This is a genomic window from Macrococcus carouselicus (genome assembly GCF_004359515.1).
GTDB classification, from domain to species: domain Bacteria; phylum Bacillota; class Bacilli; order Staphylococcales; family Staphylococcaceae; genus Macrococcus; species Macrococcus carouselicus.
Map to the genome: position 1 here is coordinate 461,656 of NZ_SCWD01000001.1, position 18,156 is coordinate 479,811.

The 18,156-nt window shown below is 48.7% G+C and carries 20 protein-coding genes and 1 tRNA gene; 20 read left to right on the forward strand and 1 reads right to left on the reverse strand.

Annotated elements, in window-relative coordinates:
• Positions 1–7 precede the first annotated feature (7 nt).
• The 12 genes from ERX40_RS02280 to ERX40_RS02330 all read left to right on the forward strand — a co-directional run bounded on the left by ERX40_RS02280 (position 8) and on the right by ERX40_RS02330 (position 8,787).
• Positions 8–643, forward strand: a complete 636-nt coding sequence (locus tag ERX40_RS02280) for a CBS and ACT domain-containing protein (RefSeq protein ID WP_133416880.1) — start codon at positions 8–10, stop codon at positions 641–643.
• Positions 640–1,779 (forward strand): acetoin utilization protein AcuC, encoded by a 1,140-nt coding sequence (locus ERX40_RS02285; protein ID WP_133416881.1) that lies wholly within the window; start codon positions 640–642, stop codon positions 1,777–1,779. The genes ERX40_RS02280 and ERX40_RS02285 overlap by 4 nt, the downstream gene beginning before the upstream one ends.
• A 414-nt stretch (positions 1,780–2,193) precedes the next feature.
• A tRNA-Leu gene (locus tag ERX40_RS02290) sits at positions 2,194–2,276 on the forward strand.
• Positions 2,277–2,387: 111 nt separating this feature from the next.
• On the forward strand, positions 2,388–2,540 hold the full coding sequence (locus ERX40_RS11165; RefSeq protein ID WP_165980625.1) for a hypothetical protein: 153 nt from the start codon (positions 2,388–2,390) through the stop codon (positions 2,538–2,540).
• A 107-nt stretch (positions 2,541–2,647) separates the two neighbouring features.
• Complete coding sequence (locus ERX40_RS02295; protein ID WP_133416882.1) at positions 2,648–3,175, forward strand: tyrosine-type recombinase/integrase; 528 nt, start codon at positions 2,648–2,650, stop codon at positions 3,173–3,175.
• A gap of 11 nt (positions 3,176–3,186) precedes the next feature.
• Positions 3,187–5,523: a hydrogen gas-evolving membrane-bound hydrogenase subunit E gene (gene mbhE / locus ERX40_RS02300; RefSeq protein WP_133416883.1), complete on the forward strand. Its 2,337-nt coding sequence runs from the start codon at positions 3,187–3,189 to the stop codon at positions 5,521–5,523.
• Entirely contained in the window at positions 5,510–5,935 is a 426-nt protein-coding gene (locus ERX40_RS02305) for a monovalent cation/H+ antiporter subunit B (RefSeq protein ID WP_133416884.1), read from the forward strand. Before mbhE ends, ERX40_RS02305 begins: the two co-directional genes overlap by 14 nt.
• Entirely contained in the window at positions 5,932–6,261 is a 330-nt protein-coding gene (locus ERX40_RS02310; protein WP_133416885.1) for a Na(+)/H(+) antiporter subunit C, read from the forward strand. The genes ERX40_RS02305 and ERX40_RS02310 overlap by 4 nt, the downstream gene beginning before the upstream one ends.
• Complete coding sequence (locus tag ERX40_RS02315) at positions 6,254–7,699, forward strand: proton-conducting transporter transmembrane domain-containing protein (protein ID WP_165980626.1); 1,446 nt, start codon at positions 6,254–6,256, stop codon at positions 7,697–7,699. The genes ERX40_RS02310 and ERX40_RS02315 overlap by 8 nt, the downstream gene beginning before the upstream one ends.
• The gene (locus tag ERX40_RS02320) at positions 7,699–8,184 is read left to right on the forward strand and encodes a Na+/H+ antiporter subunit E (protein WP_133416887.1); all 486 of its coding nucleotides are present in this window, start codon (positions 7,699–7,701) and stop codon (positions 8,182–8,184) included. Before ERX40_RS02315 ends, ERX40_RS02320 begins: the two co-directional genes overlap by 1 nt.
• Entirely contained in the window at positions 8,181–8,465 is a 285-nt protein-coding gene (locus ERX40_RS02325) for a Na(+)/H(+) antiporter subunit F1 (RefSeq protein ID WP_133416888.1), read from the forward strand. The genes ERX40_RS02320 and ERX40_RS02325 overlap by 4 nt, the downstream gene beginning before the upstream one ends.
• A complete protein-coding gene (locus tag ERX40_RS02330; protein ID WP_133416889.1) occupies positions 8,443–8,787 on the forward strand; it encodes a Na+/H+ antiporter subunit G in 345 nt (114 codons plus the stop codon). The genes ERX40_RS02325 and ERX40_RS02330 overlap by 23 nt, the downstream gene beginning before the upstream one ends.
• Before the next feature lie 63 nt (positions 8,788–8,850).
• On the opposite strand, the gene nagA is transcribed toward ERX40_RS02330, so the two are convergent.
• Positions 8,851–9,999, reverse strand: a complete 1,149-nt coding sequence (nagA, locus tag ERX40_RS02335; RefSeq protein ID WP_133416890.1) for an N-acetylglucosamine-6-phosphate deacetylase — start codon at positions 9,997–9,999, stop codon at positions 8,851–8,853.
• A gap of 120 nt (positions 10,000–10,119) precedes the next feature.
• Between nagA and nagE the strand changes: the two genes are divergently transcribed.
• The 8 genes from nagE (at position 10,120) to ERX40_RS02375 (ending at position 18,156) form a co-directional block, all read left to right on the forward strand.
• Positions 10,120–11,562, forward strand: coding sequence for an N-acetylglucosamine-specific PTS transporter subunit IIBC (gene nagE / locus ERX40_RS02340; protein WP_133416891.1), 1,443 nt, complete (start codon positions 10,120–10,122; stop codon positions 11,560–11,562).
• 194 nt (positions 11,563–11,756) lie between these two features.
• The gene (rpsP, locus tag ERX40_RS02345) at positions 11,757–12,032 is read left to right on the forward strand and encodes a 30S ribosomal protein S16 (RefSeq protein WP_133416892.1); all 276 of its coding nucleotides are present in this window, start codon (positions 11,757–11,759) and stop codon (positions 12,030–12,032) included.
• Positions 12,033–12,037: 5 nt separating this feature from the next.
• Positions 12,038–12,265, forward strand: coding sequence for a KH domain-containing protein (locus ERX40_RS02350; protein WP_133416893.1), 228 nt, complete (start codon positions 12,038–12,040; stop codon positions 12,263–12,265).
• 41 nt (positions 12,266–12,306) lie between these two features.
• Positions 12,307–12,807: a ribosome maturation factor RimM gene (gene rimM, locus ERX40_RS02355; protein WP_133416894.1), complete on the forward strand. Its 501-nt coding sequence runs from the start codon at positions 12,307–12,309 to the stop codon at positions 12,805–12,807.
• Positions 12,804–13,529: a tRNA (guanosine(37)-N1)-methyltransferase TrmD gene (gene trmD / locus ERX40_RS02360; RefSeq protein ID WP_133416895.1), complete on the forward strand. Its 726-nt coding sequence runs from the start codon at positions 12,804–12,806 to the stop codon at positions 13,527–13,529. Before rimM ends, trmD begins: the two co-directional genes overlap by 4 nt.
• Positions 13,530–13,662: 133 nt before the next feature.
• Positions 13,663–14,010, forward strand: a complete 348-nt coding sequence (gene rplS, locus ERX40_RS02365) for a 50S ribosomal protein L19 (protein ID WP_133416896.1) — start codon at positions 13,663–13,665, stop codon at positions 14,008–14,010.
• A 139-nt stretch (positions 14,011–14,149) separates the two neighbouring features.
• A complete protein-coding gene (locus tag ERX40_RS02370; RefSeq protein ID WP_133416897.1) occupies positions 14,150–16,342 on the forward strand; it encodes an ABC transporter ATP-binding protein in 2,193 nt (730 codons plus the stop codon).
• Entirely contained in the window at positions 16,339–18,156 is a 1,818-nt protein-coding gene (locus ERX40_RS02375) for an ABC transporter ATP-binding protein (protein ID WP_133416898.1), read from the forward strand. The genes ERX40_RS02370 and ERX40_RS02375 overlap by 4 nt, the downstream gene beginning before the upstream one ends.

Sequence of the window (18,156 nt, forward strand, 5' to 3'; positions counted from 1 at the left end):
TGAATGTATGTTAGTTGAACGTATTATGACCAGTCCTTGCATTACTATACACGAAGAAAAGACGATTGATGACGCCTTTACATTGATGACAGAGGAAGACATCCGACATCTGCCGGTGGTGGACGACAGAATGGTCGTGAAAGGTATCATCTCTGACCGTGACGTCAATCTGGCGCTGCCGTCCATGCTGGGGGAGAACGCGGTGAAGCTGAACGCATCGGTGACTGAGATTATGAGCCGGAATGTCATGACCTGTCATCCGCTTGATTTCGTGGAGGATATCGCCGTGGATTTCTATGAACTTGCGATCGGCTCCATTCCTGTTGTCAGAAACGGCCGGTGTGTCGGCATCGTCACGCAGAAAGATATGCTGAACACATTCCTTGAGCTGACAGGGGTGATGACACCGGGCTCGGTTATTGAGGTTGCCGTTCCTGATGTGGCAGGAATCATGCATGAAGTCACGAAAGTCTTCCAGGTGCACCAGACCAGTATTGAAAGTATTCTGGTCTACCGTGACAAGGAGAATAAGGATCAGAAACTCGTCCTGGTCCGCATGCAGTCCATGAATCCCGGTCCAATCATCGATGCCCTGGATGCGGCAGGATACAAAGTCAGAACACCCCTGGATATGCGCCTATGAGCGGTTATGTCTATTCAGGCGAATTACTGAAATACCGGTTCTCAGATCAGCATCCATTCAACCAGATGCGCTTTCTGCTGACGACGGATCTGCTGAAGAAAATGGGTGTGCTGACCGAAGATGAGATAGTACCGGGAAGAAAGGCGACAGATGAGGAGCTGGCACTCATCCATCATCAGGATTATATAGAAGCGGTCAAGCTCGCAGGACAGAATCAGCTCCCTACGGATAAATGTGAAAGTTATGGACTGAACTCTCCGGACACACCGAACTTCAGCGGGATGCATGACAGTGCCGCCTGGCTGGTCGGCAGTACACTGACGGCCTGTGATATCGTGATGACAGGCGCAGCTGCGCGTGCCTGCAATATCGGCGGCGGACTCCATCACGGATTCAGGGGTCGTGCTTCCGGCTTCTGTATTTATAATGACAGTGCGGTCGCCATCCAGTATATGAAGCAGAAATACGGTGCACGTGTCCTATATGTCGATACGGATGCCCATCACGGGGACGGTGTCCAGTTCTCCTTCTATGATGATCAGGATGTCTTTACCTATTCTATTCACGAGACTGGCCGCTATCTGTTCCCGGGAACGGGCAATATCAATGAGAAGGGTGAGGGTGAGGGTTATCTCTGCAGTATGAATCTGCCGGTTGATGCCTATACAGAAGACGAATCATTTCTCGAATGTTTTCAGCAGAGTCTCGCAGTCGCGTGCAGGTTCTTCAAACCTGACGTGATTCTCAGCCAGAACGGCGCAGATGCGCATTACCTGGATCCACTGACGCATCTGCACTGCACGCATCGCATCTTTGAGCAGATTCCGCGCATCGTCAAATCTCTGGCCGATGAATACTGCGGCGGCAGGTGGGTGGCAGTCGGGGGAGGGGGCTACAATATCTTTCAGGTTGCACCGCTTGCCTGGAGTCAGGTCTGGCTTGCGATGAAAGAAATTGATATACCGACAGGTGAACTGCCGGCTGACTGGATTGAAAAGTGGCAGCCCGAGACGAAACTCGAACTGCCACTGACATGGGATGCTGATTTAAGGGGTTATCAGGAGATCCCGAGAAGAGCAGAGATCACGGAGAAGAATCAGGTGATGCTTGAGCGGGTGATTCAGCATTATGAATAGGATGATTCCGCTGTCGGCTGTGTGATCTGAAGGTTTCTGACAAAGAGAGGGCCTGATAGAGACCGTTTATATCCTGCGACCATCGGAATCGCCTGCAGCGGCAGGGCGCCGAAACTGATAGCTGCTTTTTATTCTGCCCATCCATGTTTTCAGACGGAATGTTCAGCATGAAATGCTTCAGCGCTCGATTCAGCCCTGTCAGATTCGGTTCCTTGAGTTGATAGTGCCTTCTATCTTCTCTTGTCTTGATCAAAGTCATCACGATTCTTTCAGTTGACGCCATTACAGATGATACTTTCCTGAAAGAAAACGAAGCCTCTTTAATGTTGATTTGGTAATTTACAAATTTAATATAACTTTTACACAAAGGCTTTTCTTTTCTGAAATTACTGTTATAATTAATTTATTGCTTGAGCGGTCGTGGCGGAATGGCAGACGCGCTAGCTTCAGGCGCTAGTGCCCGCAAGGGCGTGGAGGTTCAACTCCTCTCGGCCGCATACCAGAGCTTCTGATTTTTCAGAAGCTCTTTTTTTATTACTGATTCCTGATGAGCCGACCCGCTATCTTGATGTTGAGATGCAGCTCTGAAGGCACTCGCTATTGTGATGATGGTGCTGCCTGAAATCGTGCTGAATCGTATATCAATACTGGCTCTTTTCGGGCTGCTCTTCTGCTCAGCGGGCTACCTGCTGAAGCCGCACTTTGAACTGGTCAAGCTGAGAATGATTCGAATATCAGGGGAGAGCACTATCGTAGATTAGGAGAAACCGGACTACACGGCGTAGTCCGGTTTTTTTGATGAGCAGAACGATAGAATGTGACTCAAATATATATTACTATGAATAAGTAAAGTCGAAAGGAGGCGCCTATGCTTAAGGTGGAACCGCTTAAGGATGTGCTTGTGATCGAGCGGCTGAAGGTACATCTGAGGCGACGTCACATCAAATACTATCTTCTCTTTGCGGTCGGTATCAATGCGCCGCTGAAGACTGAGGAGCTTGTCCGGCTGACGGTCCGGGATGTCAAGCCGCCGGTCTTTCGTGCTGTCAATGGTTTTCAGATTGTGCTCCCGGATTATCTGAGGGCGGAACTGGATGCATTTATTCAGTCGGAGAACCTGCAGCAGGGTGACCATCTGTTCACATCGGACCGTACAGGCAAGCCCTATACCCGTCAGCAGCTGCACCGCACGTTATCTGAGGCTGCTCAGGCGCTGGATATTCGGCTGAATATCGGCATGCAGTCCCTGAAGAAAACTTTTGCTTATCATCTCTATGAAAGTGGTATGGATATAACTGATCTGCAGCACCTCCTCGGTCATCAGTCCAAAAAGATGACCTATCATTTCATTGATGTACCGCAGCTGCCATCATCTTGCATTACATTGAATCTATAAGGAAGTGAATTATGTTAGCTTTATTTCTGCTGACCGGATTTGTCATCATGGGACTTATCTGGCTGCATCATCATTCTGTGAAACGGGTGCCGCTCGGCGTGACAGCCGCTCTCTATCCCTTGATGGGGTCAGCACTCAGTCTCTATGCTCTTGCAACCAGGCAGACGTTCAGGCAGACTGTGCCGTGGATTCCTGCCCTCGATGTCAATTTTTCGTTCAGGCTCGACAGCCTGAGCCTGATTTTCTTTGCATTGATCTCGTTCATCGGTGTTCTTGTCGTTATCTATTCCGTCTTCTATTTGTCGAAGCACGAGAATCTCCCTAAGTTCTACAGTTACCTGCTGCTCTTCATGACGGCGATGTACGGGGTGGTCCTGTCGACAAACTCCATTGTTCTCTACGTCTTCTGGGAACTGACTAGTATCTCCTCATTTTTACTCATCAGTTTCTGGTATAAGAAGAAGGCGGCCCGTTCAGGTGCCCTGAAGTCCTTTCTGATCACAGTCTTCGGCGGTATGATGATGCTGATGGGCTTTATTGCGCTCTATATCATCACAGGGACCAACGACATCATGCAGATTGCCGCCCGGCTCGACGGGCAGGGGAAATCCTCCCTCTATTATTTCGCAATGGGGGCCATTCTGCTTGGTGCATTGACAAAATCAGCGCAGTTCCCGTTCCATATCTGGCTGCCGGATGCGATGGAGGCGCCGACGCCGGTCAGTGCCTATCTCCACTCGGCGACGATGGTTAAAGCGGGAATCTATCTTCTTTTGAGATTGTTTCCTATCTTCAGCGGTGAACCGGTCTTTCAGTGGATTCTCATCATTGACGGCCTGCTCACAATGCTGGTCGGCAGTCTCTTCGCAGTCAGACAGAGTGATCTGAAAGGCCTGCTTGCCTATTCCACGATCAGTCAGCTCGGCATGATTGTCTCCATGATCGGTCTCTCTGCCTTTGACGGGTCCCGTGAGGCGCTGAGACCTTTCATAGTCATCACGCTGACCGGTGCACTGCTGCACATCATCAATCACGCGCTTTTTAAGGCGGCTCTTTTCATGGGAGCGGGCATTGTCGATCACATCACTCATACACGCGACCTTTCAAAGCTCGGAGGTCTGAGGCAGCTGCTGCCTGTCACATTCACGGTCATGACCATCGGTGCGCTGTCGATGGCGGGGCTGCCTTTCTTGAACGGCTTCCTCACTAAGGAGATGTTCCTGACCGCGCTCGTTGACTTCGAAGGGCGTTACGCAGTGTGGCTGACTTCAGCGGGTGTCATCGCCAGTATCGGGACCTTTGTCTACAGTCTGATTGCCATTGTCCGGACCTTCTTCGGTGAGCGTTCAGTTGAAGTGGATCACGAGGAGTCGCGGGGCATCCTGATTTCACCGGTCATTCTGGCGGCGCTTGTGATCCTGTTCTTCTTTGTGCCGAATGTGCTGCTCTATGCCCTTATCGCACCGGCCCTCGGTGTCGTGCTGATGTTTGATCCGGCGGCCTACATAAAGCCGGTCCATGCCTGGCACGGCTTCAATGTGACGCTTCTTCTGACCGTCATCATCGTCGGCAGCGGTGGGCTGATCGTCGCAAGTGGCGTCTACCGCAGGCTCTTTCCGAAATATAAGGAGATGCCGCTGAATATACTCTACCATAAGAGTATGAAAGGGCTGGATGCCGTCAGCCAGAAAGTCATCAGACGGATTATGACGGACCGCTTGAACCACTATCTGATGTTTCTGTTCGCGTTCATCCTGCTGACCAGCCTGCCGCTCAGTCTCGCGGTCATGTACGATGTCTATCCGGCATTCGAACTGTCCGAGATGGATTACTATACGACATTACTGGCAGGCTTCATTGTCGCTGCTTCCTATGCCATGATGAAGGTGCAGTCGAGGATGACGGCCACCTTGCTCACCGGTGCAATCGGCTACGGCACCTCAATGATCTATATCCTGATGTTTGCGCCTGACCTCGCGCTGACTCAGTTCGTCATTGAGACGATCACGACTGTACTCTTTCTCAGCTGTTTCTATCATCTGCCTAACCTTGAGCGGGAGAATAAAAGCAGGCTGAACAGAGTCGTCAGCATGACGATTGCAGGGGGGATGACCTTGCTCGTCCTCTCGATGATGGTCATCTCGCAGTCAGCGGAACTCTACAGCTCAATCTCTGAATACTACGAGAAGGCCTATGATCTGACAGGCGGAAAAAATATCGTCAATGCGATACTCGGTGACTTCCGGGCATTTGATACCTTGCTGGAAGGGGTTGTCCTTATGATCACGGGACTCGGTATCTACGCATTGATCACACGAAAAGGAGGGGCGGAGCATGAGAGAAAATGACGTCATGCTTGAGACGATCTCAAAGATCGTCATCCTGATTATTCTGACGTTCGGTTTCTATATCTTCTTCAGCGGTCATAACGGGCCGGGCGGAGGCTTCATCGGCGGTCTGGTGTTCGCCTCCGCCTTCATTCTGATGTTCCTGACATTCGATGCCGAGAAAATCAGGCAGATATTGCCGTTTGACTTCACTTATCTCATTGTCGGCGGTATCCTGATCTCACTATCGACACTCTTTCTGCCGCTTTTCTTCGGTGATGACTGGCTGACGCAGTACGATCAATATTTCAGGCTGCCCTTGATCGGCAAACTGCATATAACAACGGTCACGATTTTTGAGTTCGGCATTCTTCTGACCGTCCTCGGCGTCGTGATGACGATACTTCTAACGATTAGTGGTGATACGAAGTGAATTTACTGATAATGATAATAACAGGGACGCTGACTTTCACAGGTGTCTATCTCGTCCTGTCAAAGAACCTGATACGGATTGTACTCGGCACAAGTCTTCTCAGCCATGCTTCGAATCTGTTCCTTCTCTCCATGAGCCGGGCAGGACAGAACGTGCCGATCATCGGTAACGGCGATGAGTATGTGGATGCGGTACCGCAGGCGCTGATACTGACGGCGATCGTCATCAGTTTCGCAATCACTGCTTTCCTGCTCGTCATCGTCTACCGCACATACCGTCATACGAAGCACAATCATATCGATGCACTGGGAGGTCATGATGAGTAATTTAATTATTCTTCCTATGCTTCTGCCGCTGCTTGCGGGTGTACTGACGGTCATCATCAGGCAGTATAGAAGGGAGATTGCGATCAGCGCGACCGCTGTTGCGTCTGTCATCGCTTTCACACTTGCCTATTTCTCGACGGAGCAGATCTTCGTCATCAACTTCGGCGGCTGGCGCCCACCTTACGGCATACAGTTCGCCGGTGATTTTCTGAGTCTCTCGTTATCGGGCATCAGTCTCATGCTGACCTCGCTGATTCTTCTATTCGGTCTGCACCGGCCGGCCGCTGAGAGTATCAAGCTGCCATTTGTGCTTTTTCTGCTCGTCGGTGTCAACGGCTCATTTCTGACGGCTGATGTCTTCAATCTCTTCGTCCAGTTCGAAGTCATGCTCCTTGCTTCCTTCGTTCTGATGGCTATCGGCAACAGGGCAGTGCAGTTCAAGGCTACTGTGCCGTATGTTGTCATCAATGTAGTCGGCTCCTGGCTTTTCCTCGTGGCGATTGCGATGACCTACAGCCTGTACGGCACACTCAACTTTGCGCATCTTTCGCTCAGAGTGCAGGATCACGGGATGACGAGTCATGCACTGCTCATTGCGGTGCTCTATCTGCTCGTCTTCGCCTTGAAGTCAGCGCTGATTCTGTTTATGTGGCTGCCGAAGTCCTATGCTGTACTCTCGACAGAGAACTCGGCTATCTTCAGCGCCTTACTGACGAAAGTCGGCGTCTATGCGATGATCCGCTTTGCGACGGTCATCTTTTCTGTTCATGCGCCCATCACCCACAATCTGATCATCTCAGGCAGTATCTTCACGATGCTGATCGGCTGTATCGGGGTTGTCGCTTACCGCAGTATCAAATATATGATCTGCTATCAGATCATTCTTTCAATCGGCATCGTCATCTTCGGCCTGGCGACAGATACACAGGCAGGGCTGCAGGGTGCAGTGCTCTATCTGATGAATGATATGGTCATCAAGAGTCTGCTCTTCCTGCTGTCAGGTGTCATCATCCGTGAGCTCCATATCCGTTCCATCAATCAGAACCATGGTCTGATCAAGCATTATCCGGCACTTGGCATCCTTTTTCTGCTGGTCACGCTGACCATCGGAGGTGTACCGCCGTTCGGTGGGTTCGCAGGGAAGCTGATGATCATCAAGGGCGGACTGCAGGACGAGGCGTATATCGGTACGGTTATTCTGGTGCTGTCCAGTCTCGTCGCCATGTATGCTTTGCTTCGCATGTTCCTCCGGGTCTTCTTCGGTGAACCGTTGTCTGAGAAGCGGAAGCAGGTCCATATGCATCAGTACCTGGCGATGACGTTGCTCTTTGTGCTGTCACTTCTTGTCTCACTGGCTGCACAGCCGCTTCTTGACATGATTTCTCATCTGAATGTCGCTGATTATATCGAGACATTGATGAACGGGGGTGAACGTTAATGGCACAGTTCCTGCTGAATATTGTCATCGCCTTTCTCTGGATGCTCTTCGGTGATCAAGAACGTTTCTATTTTTCGACATTTATCAGAGGTTATATCATCGGTCTCATCATCGTCTGGCTCGTCCATCAATTTTTCGGCGGCAAGTTCTATCTTTATAAGCTCTGGGCCATCTTCAAGCTCTTCGTGGTCTTTAATGTGGAGCTCGTGACGTCCAGTTTCACGACGAGTGACTATATTCTGTTCAGACCGGAGGAGGTCAACCCGGGTGTGGTCTGCTACGAGACGAACCTGCAGGTGGGCTGGCAGGTCACATTGCTGACCATGCTGATCATACTGACACCAGGTTCAGTCGTGCTGAAGATTTCAGACGACAACCGGCTGCTCTTTATTCATGCGCTTAACCAGACGGAGAATGAGAATATGAAGCTGCTCAAATCGATAGAGAACTATGAACGACTGATCAAGGAGGTTGTGTATTCATGAGTATGCTGATCATTAAACTGGCACTGATTATATACGGCATCGCGATGAGTCTCGCACTCTACCGTCTGCTGAGCGGTCCGTCTCTACCGGACCGGGTCGTCGCCTTCGATACCATCGGCGTCATCATCATGTCATCGGTCGCTATTATCGGCGTCCTCTTTCACACACAGGTCTATCTAGAGGCTGTGATCATCATCGGGGTCCTTGCCTTCATCAGCACGATAGCGACTTCGCGCTTCATTGAGAGGGGGATCATCTTTGAACGTAAGCGAAATAAGTAACCTGATTGCGGCTCTTATCATTCTGCTCGGCAGCCTGATGGCACTCATCAGCTCAATCGGTCTCGTCAGGTTTCAGGATGTCTACACGAGAAGTCATGCGGCGACCAAGAGCTCGACGCTCGGTGTCCTATTGACGTTGACAGGCGTCTTCATCTTCTTTTTTGTCAATGATAATTATTTTAGTGTCAGGGTCATACTCGGCATTGTGTTCCTCTATATCACAAGTCCTGTCGCAGGTCACTTGATTACACGTGCCGCCTATAATTCAGGCGTCAAGATGTATACAAAACAGAAGGGGAAAAAAGGGAAACGATTGAACTGACAGAAAAAGGTTCTCCGTCTTTAGACGGGGAACCTTTTTTCGTCTGTTCAGCTGTACCCGTTCCTAGTTAAAGCGGTGCATCACGCCATGCTTAATAGTCATGATGACGTTGCAGTCATCATCAAGGACCACCAGATCTGCATCCTTACCTTCAGTAATGCTGCCTTTTCTATCCTCTATCCCTAGTGCCTCGGCCTGGTTGAGGCTGGTGACCGGCCATAATTCTTCAAGCGTACGACCTGTATACTGCATCATATTTCTCAGGCCCTGATTCATCCTGAGAATACTGCCGGCAAGTGTCCCGTCCTTCAGGCGGGCTGTGTTATGGGTGACAGTGACATCCTGACCGCCTAAATCATAGATGCCGCTTCTCATGCCCTTAGCACGCATCGCATCCGTTATCAGGAATAAACGGTCACGTCCTTTGATGCGGTAAGCAATATCAACGGCTGCGGGATGTGAATGGATACCATCGACAATGATCTCAGCAGCCAGGTCATCATTCGTCCAGGCAGCCCCGAACGCACCGGGCTGACGATGTTCAAATGGCGTCGCTGCATTATAGAGGTGGGTGATGTGCTTCGCGCCTCTTGCTGCCGCCTCGTTGATATCGTCAAACGTGGCCCCTGTATGTCCCATTGAGAAGATGATGGAGTCATGTAACTGGTCCAGCACTTCATCTGCACCGTCGACTTCGGGGGCGAAGGTAATGATTTTGATCAGATGATCTGCTTGCGCCTGAAACTTCTCAATACGTGCGCGACTAGGTCGCTCCACAAACATCGGATTTTGGGCACCGACCTTATGTTCAGAGATAAAGGGACCTTCAAGGTGGATACCGAGCATCTCAGCACCTTCAGAGGATTGATGGTGATGATAGTCCCTTAAAGTCGATAGTGCGGTCATGATAGCGGATTCTGACTGTGTCATGGTTGTGGCGAGGTAACTCGTCGTCCCTTCCGTCAGCAATGACCGGGAAAGGTGCTGCAGGCCGGTTAGATCGGCATCCATAAAGTCCTGACCGTAACCGCCGTGTATATGGATATCGATAAAGCCGGGGAGGATATGCTGCTTGTGCATATCATGGCATTCGAGCGCGCCGCGGTAATGACCGGCTTCGACACATTTGATTTTTTGATTCTCTACTATTATATAGCCGTGCTCAACTTTGTCCTCCGTATAAATCAGACAGTTGGTCAATACATATTCCATTTTGTCACACCCTTATCAGAATGAGGCTATTATAGCATAGAAAAGCATTGATAAAGACGATGAAAACGGTTAAAGTGATTAAGTAAAATGATTAACAATATTTTCAGAGGAGGTTTTTATATGCTGAATTTCTTTCAGCGACTCGGTCGCTCGCTCATGCTGCCGGTTGCCATATTACCTGCAGCGGCTATTATAGTGGGGGTGGCCAACGCACTTGAGGCGATGACGGGGGAAAAGACGATCGTCAGCCAGTTCTTTTTTACAGCAGGCATGAGCATCCTGTCATTGATGGGACTGCTCTTTGCAATCGGGACTGCGCTCGGGATGTCGAAGAAAAATGACGGTGCAGCGGCACTGTCAGCTGTCGTCGGCTTCTTTATGGTGACGACTATCCTGAAGCCGGAGAATGTTGCAGTCTTCAGTGGTGTCCCTCTTGAGACGGTTAATGCCGGCTTCGCCAAAATCGACAATTCCAACGTGTTCATCGGAATTATAGTCGGTCTGATCGCCGCTTATTTGTTCAACCGCTTCTCAGAGACAGAGTTACCGATGGCGCTTTCCTTCTTCAGCGGCAAACGCCTGGTGCCGATCATGACAGCCTTCGCTGCGATGCTGCTGGCACTGATTCTGCTCTTCATGTGGCCCTTCATCTATTCGGGTCTGGTGACATTTGGTGAGTGGATTTTAGGGATGGGGCCTGTCGGAGCCGGTCTATACGGTTTCTTCAACCGTCTGTTGATACCGCTCGGCCTTCATCACGCGCTCAATTCAGTCTTCTGGTTCGATGTCGCCAACGTGAACGATGTCGTCAACTTCCAGCAGGGCACCGGTCAGCAAGGCATCACCGGGCGTTATATGGCCGGCTTCTTCCCGGTCATGATGTTCGGTATGCCGGCTGCAGCACTTGCCATGTATCACACTGCTGAACCCAGACATAAGAAACGTGTCGCAGGTCTCATGCTGGCCGGTGCGATATCCGCATTCTTCGTCGGTATCACTGAACCCATTGAATTTGCCTTTATGTTCGCGGCACCGGGCCTGTTCCTGATCCATGCCGTTCTGACCGGCTTATCATTATTGATTGCAGCGCTCTTCCAGTGGACAGCAGGTTTCGCCTTCAGTGCAGGTCTTATCGATTTTGCCCTTTCATTATTTAATCCGATGGCCAATCATCCGCTCATGCTGATGGTGCAGGGGCTCGTCTTCTTTGCTCTCTATTATGTCGTGTTCAGAGTGGCGATCAAGACATTTGATATGAAGACGCCGGGGCGCGGCGATGAAGCCGTGCAGGAATCCTCAGCTGCTGAAGGCGAAAGGAAATACAGTGCTATGGCAAGCCAGGTGATCGCTGGACTGGGCGGCCGCAGTAATATCGTCAGTCTGGCCCACTGCGCGACGAGACTCCGTCTAGAAGTCAAGGATAATACGTTGATCGATGACACCACGATCAAAAAGGCCGGTGCAGTAGGTGTCGCAAGAAGCGGCCGTACGCAGGCACAAGTGATCATCGGCACACACGTTCAGCAGGTCGCAGACGAAGTCGAAAAACAGCTTGAAGATTAGAGGGATCTCTCTCACCTTTCCCTGATTCCGGGAAGCTCAATCGACCGCAACGAAAGACAAGAATCCTGGGCTGTCACCCTATCGCACAGACCTCAGAAATAAATGATAAACTGTAAAGAAAAAATACTTTACAGTGAATTTATTATCTGTTATAGTAAGTACTTGAGAAAAGAACTAAAGGAGAGAATTAAATTATGGCAGTTAAAATTCGTTTAACACGTATGGGTTCTAAAAGAAACCCTTTCTATCGTATCGTTGTAGCTGACGCTCGTGCGCCACGTGATGGTCGTATCATCGAATCGATCGGGACTTACAACCCAGTTGCGAAACCAGCAGCAGAAATCAAGGTTGACGAAGCGTTAGCTTTAAAATGGTTAGCTGACGGTGCGAAACCGACTGATACAGTACGTAATATCTTGTCTGCACAAGGTATCATGGAGAAATTCCATAACCAAAAAATCGCGAAGTAATTGCGATGGAACAATTATTACAAACGATTATTGAACCACTCGTTGATTTTCCGGAAGATATCAGTATATCGAAAGAAGACCATCATTCAAGTGTCACTTATCATATAAGCGTCAACAAAGAAGATGCGGGTAAGGTGATCGGTAAGCAGGGCCGCCTGATCAAGGCGATTCGTACGCTGACGGTTGCTGGCCAGCACGAGTCAGGTAAGAAAGTGTTTGTAGAAATTGATTAAGGGTGCCTGCCGGTGCCCTTTTTTTATTAGGAGGCGATTAAATGTCAGTCAATGTAGGTAAGATTGTCAATATGCATGGGATTAAAGGTGAGGTGCGCGTGCTGTCGGCTTCAGATTTTACTGAGGAACGCTTCAAGCCGGGGAATGAAGTCATCATCAAGCAGGGCAGCACTGAAACGCCTGTCAAGATAAAAAGCTACCGTACGCATAAGAACTTCCATCTACTGCAGTTTGAGGGCATGGAGAATATCAACTTTGTCGAGAAGTTCAAGGGTGCTGATGTCCATCAGGAAGTGGATGAAATTGCGATACCGCTTGAGGAGAATGAATATTACTATCACGATATCATCGGCTGTACGGTCTTTAACGACGGTAAACCGCTCGGGCGCGTTAAAGACATCTTTGAGACGGGTGCGAATGATGTCTGGGTGGTCAAAGGGGACAAGGAGTATCTGATTCCCTATATCGAGGACGTCGTCAAGAAAGTGGACGTCGCAAACAAGACGATTGAGATTGAAGCGATGGATGGTCTCTTATCGTGAGAATCGACTATCTGACACTATTTCCGGAGATGTTTGAATCGCTCAATCATTCCATCATGAAGCGCTCGCAGGATAAAGGGATTGTGACGGTGAACACCGTGAACTTCAGAGTGTTCTCGAATAACAAGCACAGTCAGGTGGATGATTATCCGTACGGCGGCGGCCAGGGGATGGTGCTGAAGCCTGAACCGGTCTTCAATGCGATCGACTCGCTTGAGACGACGCCTGACACACGGGTTATTCTGATGTGCCCGCAAGGTGCGACGTTCAATCAGGCGAAAGCTGAGGAACTCGCGCACGCAGAACATCTCGTCTTTATCTGCGGCCATTACGAAGGCTATGATGAACGGATCCGTACGGAACTTGTGACGGACGAGATTTCAATCGGCGACTTTGTCCTGACAGGCGGGGAGCTTGCGGCCATGACGATGACCGATGCGATTGTCCGGCTCATTCCTGATGTGCTTGGTAATGAAGTGTCCCATGAGGATGATTCATTCTCATCAGGACTCCTGGAGCATCCGCAGTATACAAGACCTGCTGATTATAACGGCTTGCAGGTGCCGGATGTGCTGCTCAGCGGCAATCACAAGAGAATCGAGGAATGGCGTCATCAGGAGAGCCTGAAGCGCACATATGAACGACGACCGGACCTGCTTGAGCGTTATCCGCTGACAGAAGCGGATATCAACTATCTGAAGACACTCGGCTATACCGAATAAGTTTTTAAACTGTCAAGATTTTTTCTTGTCAGAGGGACTTATATGTGATACTATACTAAGAGTGTGAAAACACATAATCACTATGGTCCGCTGAAACAACCTTTCAAGAACATAGGAAGAAGGAGAAGAAAACATGAATAATATTTTAATCGATGCAATTACAAAAGAACAATTGCGTACAGATTTACCATCATTTCGTCCTGGTGACACATTGAAAGTACACGTACGTATCGTTGAGGGAACTCGCGAACGTATCCAGGTATTTGAAGGTGTTGTCATCAAACGTCGTGGCGGCGGTATCTCTGAGACTTTCACGGTTCGTAAGATCTCTTACGGTGTGGGTGTAGAACGTACTTTCCCGTTACACACGCCAAAAATCGAGAAAATCGAAGTGTTACGTCGTGGTAAAGTACGTCGTGCGAAACTTTACTACTTACGTAGCTTACGTGGTAAAGCTGCGCGTATTAAAGAAATTCGCTAATAGAAGCGTGAAGCATCCTGAGTATTCAGGATGCTTTTTTTGTTATCCAACATTTCCGGCAGGATTGTTCATTGACTCAACCAGACGTACACTATATGATTTACCAAGTAATGAAAAAGAAATGAATAGGAGTGAAAAAATGCTATATATTTTCAGATATTTAAAAGCCTTCATGCTTCCGCTCTTACTAGCCGTCGTCTTTCTATTTGTACAGGCATTCAGTGATCTGAGTCTGCCGAACTATATGTCAGACATTGTTGATAACGGTATACAGCAGCATGGTGTGACGGATGAGGCACCAGAAGCCATCAGTCAGGACGGCATGAAACTGATGCAGACCTTTATGACAGATAGTCAGAAAGAAAAGGTCAAAGCTTCGTACAAACTCGTCGACGCTGATCAGTACAAAGATACATACAAAAAAGCAGAAGGGCAGTTTTATCTCAGACAGGATGTATCAAGTAGTAAGCTGAAAGATTTAAACAGCACATTCCACAAATCAAGTCTTGGACTGTTCAATGCTCTCAGCGATGCTCCAAAATCCCAGAAACAATCTTCGCAACCAGCTGGGAAGAAGCTGGATGTGACTCAGCTCTACAAGATTCAGCCAGTTCTTGATCAATTGCCTGAAACGAAAAAAGCAGCATATCGCAACCAGCAAGCAGATAATGATATCATGACGAAACAGCTAGGTGTCAGTCTGACGCAGTCTTTTTATCATGAACTGGGTCTTGATCTTACCAAAATACAGACCGCTTACATCATTAAAATGGGTCTTGTAATGCTCGGGGCTGCGCTGATCGGGGGTCTCGCAACGATCCTTGTGAGCTTACTCTCGTCGCGAATTGCGGCCGGTCTTACGCGTGACCTGCGCCGTGACGTCTTCAGAAAAATCGAAAGTTTTTCATTCAAAGAGATTGATAACTTCTCAACAGCTTCGTTGATCACACGTTCTACAAATGATATGACGCAGATTCAGCAGTTCTTTATGATAGGCATCCGTATGATCTGTTATGCACCGATCATGGGGGCAGGCGGTGTCATTATGGCGATCAACAAATCAAACTCTATGAGCTGGATTATCGTGATTGCTGTTGTCATTTTGCTGGCCTTTATCGGCATTATCATGGCGCTTGCCATTCCAAAGTTTAAAATCATTCAGCAACTGGTGGATAAGGTCAACCTCGTATCCCGTGAATTTTTAAGTGGTTTAATGGTGGTCCGGGCATTCGGGACAGGAGAGCACGAGAAAAAACGTTTTAATGTTGCCAACAAAGATCTGACAGACACTAACCTGTTTATCGGTAGAGTGATGTCACTCATGTCGCCTGTAATGACACTCATTATGAATGGTGTCTCACTTGTTATTGTCTGGGTAGGTGCACACCGTATTGCCGATGCTTCTATGCAGGTCGGTGATATGATGGCTTTTATTCAGTATACGACACAGATCATCATGGCTTTTCTGATGTTATCATTTACCTTTATCCTGATTCCGCGTGCTGCTGTCTCAGCTGGGCGTATCAAGGAAATACTGGAGACAGATTTATCAATAGCAGACCACCAGAACACGAAAGAATTTATCAATCACTCTGGTCTGGTTGAATTCAGAAACGTCAGCTTTAAGCATGACGGCGCGAAGGAATATGCGCTGAAAGATATCGATATAGTGGCAAGACCAGGAGAGATGACTGCGGTCATCGGCTCAACAGGCGCTGGAAAATCGACCCTGATTAATCTGCTGCTCAGATTCTATGATACGACGCACGGGGAAGTGCTGTTAGACGGCGTCAATGTCAGGGATGTCAAGCTGCAGAGCCTGCGAGATCGTATTGCACTTGTTCCGCAGAAAGCAGCACTCCTGAAAGGCACTGTTCGTTCTAATCTACGGGTCGGTAAAGAAGACGCCACTGATGAAGAGATGCTTGAAGCGCTTGAGATCGCTCAGGCAACGGAATTTATTGCACAGATGGACGGACTTGATACAGAAATCTCACAGAACGGCAGTAACTTATCCGGTGGTCAGAAGCAGCGTCTCGCCATCGCACGTGCCGTACTCCGTGATGCTGAAGTTCTGATCTTTGATGACAGTTTCAGCGCACTGGATGCAAGAACAGAGAAACAGCTCAGACTGGCCCTCTTTAATCAGCATAAAAGGAAGACGATTATTGTGATCGGCCAGCGTGTCACATCTATCATGGGGGCTGAACAGATCATTGTTCTGGATAAAGGCGAAGTGGTTGGCAGAGGGACACACGATGAACTGCTGAGAACAAACGAGGAATATTTTGAGATTGCATCATCACAATTATCTGAGGAGGAGCTGGCATGAAACAGGACAAACCGACTAATATGAAGCAAGCGCTTATGCGACTCTTCAGCTATATCGCCACCTATCGTCTGATGATTCTGCTGGTGATTGTTTTAGCGATGGTCTCAACAGTCTTTATGATTTTTGGACCGAAGATTCTCGGTAACGGAATTGATATCCTCTTTAAAGGCGTCATCGCTCAGACAAACGGCACCGGCAGGATTGATTTCGGTGAGATAGAGCGCGTCTTACTTTTACTGACAGTATTTTATCTGGTCAGTGCACTCTTCAATTATCTGCAAGGATATGTTATGTCTGGTGTCACCGCTAAAATAACCTATTCTTTAAGAGAGGATATCAATAAGAAACTCCATAAGCTGCCGCTGAGATTCTATGATAAAACTTCACAAGGTGATGTCTTGAGTCGTATTACCAATGACATCGATACTATCAGCCAGACGTTAAATCAAAGTCTAGCGCAGATTATTACGTCCATCACGATGCTGGTCGGTATCTCTATTATGATGTTCACCATCAGCTGGCAGCTGACTCTGGTTGCCCTGTTGACACTGCCGCTGTCGATGATTGCAGTTGTCATGATTATGAAGAATTCACAGATTCATTTTAAGAATCAGCAGGAGTCACTCGGACTGGTCAATGGGCATGTTGAGGAAATGCTTGGCAATCATACCGTGATTAAAGCATTCAACCGCGAGACAGAATCAGGCAGCACATTTGAGGCATACAATGATACGCTTTACAAATCAGCCTGGAAAGCGAACTTCCTGTCCAGTCTGATCATGCCGATTACGATGTTTATCGGAAATATTACTTATGTCGTCATCTGTATACTCGGCGGCTACTTTGCGGTCAAAGGGACGATGACTGTCGGCGGTATCCAGGCCTTTATCCAGTATATCCGTCAGTTCAATCAGCCGATCTCTCAGATTGCGAGTATCAGTAATACGCTACAGCTGACTGCAGCTGCGACAGAACGGGTCTTTGCGATTATCGATGGGCCAGAAGAAGTGAAAGATGATGAGCATGCATTATCAGTCGTTGATAGCCGGACAGATGTAGACAGAGATCATGTCTATATCGAAGGGGCAGTTGACTTTGAAGGCGTGTACTTCGGTTATAACGCAGATAAAACAATCATCAATGATTTTTCAACACACGTGAAACCGGGGCAGAAAGTCGCCATTGTCGGGCCGACAGGCGCCGGAAAATCAACCATCGTCAAGCTCTTGATGCGTTTTTATGATGTGAACAGCGGTGCGATTAAAATAGATGGCATCAATATCCAGGACTTTAAACGAGATGAGCTGCGTAAACTGTTCGGCATTGTCCTGCAGGATACATGGCTATTCAACGGCACGATTCGTGAAAACATCCGCTACGGGAAACTGGACGCCACAGATTTAGAAGTAGAGCAGGCAGCACGTGACGCGCAGGTCGATCACTTCATCAGGACATGGCCGCATGCGTACGACATGATCTTAAATGAGGAGACGAGCAATGTCTCACAAGGTCAGAAACAATTATTGACCATTGCCCGAGCGATTCTCTCGGACCCTAAGATTCTGATTCTCGACGAGGCAACAAGTAACGTCGACACCCGGACGGAAGTCCTGATCCAGAAAGCGATGGATAAGCTGATGGAAGGACGGACCAGCTTTGTCATCGCGCACCGTCTCTCAACTATCCGGAATGCGGACCTGATACTCGTCATGAAGAACGGGGACATCATCGAGCAGGGTACACATGATGAACTGCTGAAGCAGGACGGCTTCTATAAAGGCTTATATGACAGCCAGTTTGACGAGGCAGTTTAA